At 37.4% G+C, this 5,486-nt stretch carries 5 protein-coding genes; 3 read left to right on the top strand and 2 right to left on the bottom strand.

The window, feature by feature from the left end; genetic code table 11:
* The first annotated feature begins 30 nt into the window (after positions 1–30).
* From AC1DDX_RS22470 to AC1DDX_RS22460, 3 genes are all read left to right on the top strand, one after another.
* A complete protein-coding gene (locus tag AC1DDX_RS22470; RefSeq protein WP_477622628.1) occupies positions 31–177 on the top strand; it encodes an AraC family transcriptional regulator in 147 nt (48 codons plus the stop codon).
* A 102-nt stretch (positions 178–279) separates the two neighbouring features.
* Positions 280–729, top strand: a complete 450-nt coding sequence (locus AC1DDX_RS22465) for a MauE/DoxX family redox-associated membrane protein (protein WP_288879445.1) — start codon at positions 280–282, stop codon at positions 727–729.
* Positions 730–807: 78 nt separating this feature from the next.
* The gene (locus AC1DDX_RS22460) at positions 808–1,116 is read left to right on the top strand and encodes a hypothetical protein (protein ID WP_288879444.1); all 309 of its coding nucleotides are present in this window, start codon (positions 808–810) and stop codon (positions 1,114–1,116) included.
* 41 nt (positions 1,117–1,157) lie between these two features.
* Here AC1DDX_RS22460 and AC1DDX_RS22455 read toward each other — a convergent pair whose 3' ends face one another.
* Together AC1DDX_RS22455 and AC1DDX_RS22450 are read right to left on the bottom strand one after the other, a co-directional pair.
* Positions 1,158–2,534 carry a RagB/SusD family nutrient uptake outer membrane protein gene (locus AC1DDX_RS22455; protein ID WP_288879443.1) on the bottom strand — a complete coding sequence of 459 codons (1,377 nt, stop codon included), beginning with the start codon at positions 2,532–2,534 and terminating at the stop codon, positions 1,158–1,160.
* 15 nt (positions 2,535–2,549) lie between these two features.
* A partial coding sequence (locus AC1DDX_RS22450; RefSeq protein ID WP_477622627.1) for a SusC/RagA family TonB-linked outer membrane protein occupies positions 2,550–5,486 on the bottom strand: 2,937 nt, incomplete at its 5' end.

The raw sequence follows: 5,486 nt of genomic DNA, 5'->3' as shown, positions 1-5,486 counted from the left end.
CCTTTGCATGCGCAGGTCATTAAAATCAGGATGTATTATGGGGTAAAGTATCAGCTTACAACAAACAAATCTGTTCACGAAATAGCGGGATTAGTTGGGTACAAAGATCCGCATTATTTTAGCAGTGCATTTAAAAAGTGTTTTGGAGTATCACCTAAATTTCTGATTCAGGGGTGAGATCCTGCCAAAGTATTTCTTAATTATTTTGGCAGTAATCCGTATTTTTTTTAAAATAAATGAGCTGCATTTTTGGACCATTAAAACACATAGTTGTAAACCATGCAAACAATATTCTTTAACCAAACAAAATTCTATTTATCTGCTAAAGCCAGAGTTATTATTGTAGATGCTATTGCTTATTTGATTCTTGCCTTGTTTATGTATACTGCTGCAAGCAAATTATTTGCTATTCGTTCATTTTCTTCTACACTGTCTAAATCACCTTTAATTGGTGAGTATAGTAAATTGGTTGCATGGGGTATTCCAATAGCTGAACTGGTTATTGGTGTGTTGTTAATTTTTGCTCCGATTAGAAAATGGGGATTGTATGCTTCATTTGTACTTATGATTTTGTTTACTCTATATCTGTTATACATGGTTTTTTCTGGCAGCAAGTTGCCCTGTCATTGTGGTGGAGTGATCAGTACAATGACATGGCAGCAGCACATCTGGTTTAATCTGGGGTTTGTGTTACTGGCATTTGCGGGGATTTTTCTTTACAGAAAATAAAGGCTTTACGCGCGTGAAACAGGTAATTGCTGTAGCCTGTTAAAATAAACACAGTCTCATTAAATTAAAACTTTAAAAATGAACAACATTAAAAAAGCGGCGCTGGGTGTGTTAATAGCGGGTTTTGCATTTGGCTTCAGTGCATTCACAACAATTAAAAGGACTAATAAAGTGCTTTATTATAAAACGGATATTACGTTTCCTCTGCCTAGTGATCCAAGAGGTTATCGTTATTATTCTGGTGATCGCTGTGAGCCAATGGGAAGTTTGTGTTCTGCTCAATGGGATATTGGACTTAATACTCATCCTACCTTAGATGGAACATTATTGCCAGTTTCTGGTATGACGTATGTATCTGGGTCCATGGTTACAGGTCATTTCGAATAAAATACATCATGGGGGTGTTACCTACCCCTGTTTTAACTAATCTATTCCCTGTCATTTTGCTGTATTCCAGTTAGGCTCAATTCCATTTCATCAATTGGAAAAATATACCTTTTGTCGTTAGGCATTAGGGTGTAAGTTTGATTGTTGAATGTTCTTGTTAAGGTAATTGAAAATCTATTATCTCTGTTTAAGCGCCTCAGATCCTGCCATCTAAGCCCTCTGAATACTAATTCCTTTCTGCGCTCATTTACAATATAGTTTAATACCTGCTCTGCATTATCGGCGTTAATATCTCTGTATTTGCGGTTATATCTGTTCCTTAAAAGGTGGTTCAAGTCTGCTAGTGCAATAGCAATTTTGCCATCTCTGGCATTAGATTCTGCACGGATCAGAAAAAGTTCATCAGTAGCTAAGCCACCAAATAAATTCTTGTCGCTATTGTAACTGCCTTTGTAAGTTGCGCTTCCATTGGTGTTGTGTTTAAAGAAAATCTTAGGTCGATAATCGTTTTCAGCATAATTACTAAGTAATGTGGGTTCAACAATTAATCTCGAAGCATTAAAAATTCCAAAGGTAAAAGTGCTTTGAAATATTACTTCCGGATTAAATCTCTGAATAGGGTAGGCCGCATCCGGATTTAATGTTGCATAATCCATTAAATCTGATTGGATTTGTAGAGCTGAATCGGCATATAAACCTGCGGGCTGGTAGTCTTCCATAGCCAAATAGGTTCTGGCCAATAATGCGAAAACTGCTTGTCTGGATGGTCTTGTTTTAAATAAGGGTGTAGTGTCCAATAAAGGAATAGCTGATTTTAGGTCTCTAATGATTTGATCGTAAGTTTGTTGTAGAGTGGAGCGTTGCAATTGTATATTCACATTGTAATCCAGTCTTAAAGGTAGTCCTAATTCTGATTTTGCTGTAGCTTGTATGTAGGCTGTACAATATTCCTGAGCAAGGTTAAAAAAATCGAAAGCACGAAAGAATAAGGCGCTGCCATATATGTTATTCCATTCATCTTGTCGGGTAGTGGGGGCTTTTATCTTTTTAATGCCATCAAGGATGACGTTTGAATTTAAGATTCGTCTGTAAGAATTTTCCCAATCGGCACTAGTTTCTCCATTATAAAAGTTAGCTGTTGGAGCCCAGGTATAAGCTGATTTTTCCTGTACGGTAAAAAGTGATTGCCATGAACTATATAAGATATAAAAATCGCCAGAGGCAATTTCAGCTAAGCCACAAGCCTGATTAATATTGAAAGTCGGGGAGGTATTATCAAGTAAGGCCCGAAAATCTTCCAGGGTTTTTGGGACAATAAGGGATTGGTCTGGATTTGCTTCCAGCCAACCTTTTTTGCAAGAGGATAATACCATCATTAAAAATATGGTGGTAAATAGTGCGATTTTATTTGTTTTCATATCACTAAATATTCTTTAAAATCTGGCCTTAAATCCAATAGCAAAACTTTTGGCTATTGGGTGAGATAATCCATTTCCTGTTGCTGGTACAAGATCAGGATCTAATCCGAAATCATTTGCCTTCCAGATAATTCCCAGGTTATTTGCATAAAAATAAAGCTGTAACTGTTTTACCGGTATGTTTTTCCAGTTGGAGCGATCAAGGTCGAAACCGATACTTATGTCCTGTAAACGAATATGGTCGCCAGGTGCTACTGTAGCGGATGAACTATTGTAGAATTTATCCCGAAAATTATTTTCTCCAAAACTCGCCATCGATGGGATGTTTGTAATAGCTTCATCTCCGCTTTTCTGCCAGCGATTTCCAAAATCAGCATTCATGGCTGAACTAATCTCTGTATTATACATTTCATAATAATTCACTGATGGTTTTCTGATATAATAGCCAAATTTATAGCTGATGTTGAAAGCTAATGTGAATTTTTGAAAGAAAAAAACATTACCTACCCCCCCGTAAATAGTGGGTCTTGCCGAACCATTATATTCCACATCTTGCATGGAACTGTTAAGAATGGCTTTGTAATCTTTACTAACCTCGCCATTCAGATAGCCTCTGGGGTCACCGTTTGTTGGGTCTAATCCTGCCCACTTGTAACTGTAAATTCCGTATACAGGTCTATTTAATGTCGGAACACTACTGTAAGTGCCAACGTAGTAGACACTGGCAGGCTCAGCAACACCATAATCAGTAACCCAGTCGTGCACGGTGGAGAGGGTAAAACTTGTGGCCCAACCCAGTTTTCCTTTTAGGTTTTGTGAATTCAGGGATATATCGAGTCCTTTAGCCTTTAATTTCGAGTAATTGCCTCTTAAGATTTTGATGCCGGTATTTGAAGGAAAAGATTTATCGCCCAGGATATCAGAACCATTTTTGATATAATATTCCACTTTTCCATTAATGGAAGGATTTTTAAGACCAAACTCAACTCCAACATTGGCAATTGCTACCTTTTCCCATCTTAACTCTGGATTCCCTATATTGATGATGCTCGCAAAAGTCAGGTTAGTATACGCTGCCCCTAATGCATTATACCTTAAGGTGGTAATTCCTGTGTTAGATTTATCCAGATTGCCACTATAACCATAGGATGCCCTGAGTTTTAAAACAGGCAACCAGTTTAACTTATAAAAATCTTCTCTGTCGATATTCCATAGTGCCCCTCCAGACCATAATGGAACATATTTTTGGTTGGTTTTTATACCAAAATAATTAGAGCCGTCAACCCTTGCACTTCCTGAAAGGGTATATCTGCCGTCGTAAGTATAAGCCACGTTAATATAAGAGGAACGCATTCTATCTGTTTTTTTAAACACGTTATAGTTGGTTCCAATCCGGCCTGAACCTACCGGATTTAAATCAAAATAGCTTACCGTATCTACAGCCGCTGACTTGCCAGAATTCTGATCGTATCCGTATTTAGTTTGCCTGTTCAAGTCAGATATAGATTCTGAGATTTCATAACCTATAATAGCTGAAACTGTGCTTTTTTGCCAGCTTCTCTCATAATTTAATTGGGTGCGTACACTATTAGAAGAAGCTTTGCCATTAGCTGTATAGAGAATTCCTCCTAAGGGGATGTTGTAGCCACTAACTATACCGGAAGTTAGGATAGAATACTGATTGATGAGGTGTCTGGTTTGGTAAGTTTCGATACTGTTATAGCGCGATGCCTTACTATCAAACTGCTGATATTGGTACTTAAGGGTTGCGCTTAATCCTGGAATGATGGTGTAGGTTAGTCCTCCATTTAACCGGAGATCATTATTTTTTATTATTAGTGGAGATTTGCCCAATTCATTTAAGGGTAAATATGACCAATCCAAAAATCCATTGTTTTGAGCGTCTTTTTTGAAACTGGAACTAAAGTTTCTGTCGAACACATTATTTTGGCCATTTGTATCTCTAAATTGATAATAGGGAGCAGTAAGCGATGATATTTCGCTTAGGGCACTATCTACGTTTGAGGTTGATTTTACATAATACAACCCTAGTTCCAGTTCGAGATTTTTAACAGGACGAATTGTGTTTTGACTGTTTATAGTTATTCTGCTGTTGTTATTGGCTATCAAGGACGCATCAGTTTTGTCGTATCCGGTAGAGAAATAATGATTTGTTTTTGCCGTTCCTCCACTTAATGATACGGCATATTGTTGCGAAACCGGTCTCCTGTAAAAATACTTTAACTCGTCATTTCTTACATCTTTAGTCCGTAAAACATTTAATTGTTGCGCCGTTTCATCAGCAGATTGACCCATTCGCTGTTTGTTTAGGATTTGGACAACGGGAGAAATTACATTATAGTTTTGAGGATTATTTAATATTTCATCATATTTTCCATGGTTGAATAAAAATGTTTCTATGTCAATATAATCGGATGAGGATAAAAAAATTTGATTATAAGAAAGATCAGGCTTGCCGGAAATGGCAACATTCGAATTTACAGATACACTTAAAGGCTGCAGGTTCTTACCTCTTTTGGTAGTAATTACAATCACACCATTTCCTGCCCTAACCCCCCATATAGATGTGGCCGCGGCATCTTTTAAAACTGTAATTGTGGCGATGTCATTTGGGTTAATGAAATTGAAGTCTCCATCAAAAGGAAAGTTATCCAAAATGATGAGGGGTTGATCGTTTGCAAAAATGGTGCTCCGGCCGCGAACCGACAAATCAAGGGGCCCAGAATTGGCTCTAACTGTATTCCTATTAAATAATAGACCACTGGTAATTCCCTCTAATCTGGGTAATACATCAGGGCTTACTTTGCGTGAAAATTGTACGCTATCTACCAATGCAAAACTTCCTGTGGCACGTTGTTTTGGTATTTTTTGATAACCTGTACTTACTACTTCTACTTCCTTTAGCAGATCGTTATTTAAAGATAAGCTAAC

The sequence above is a fragment of the Pedobacter sp. 10L46_2 genome, assembly GCF_056395165.1.
Note: the sequence above shows the minus strand (reverse complement) of the source record. Positions and strands in the feature narration are given on the sequence as shown.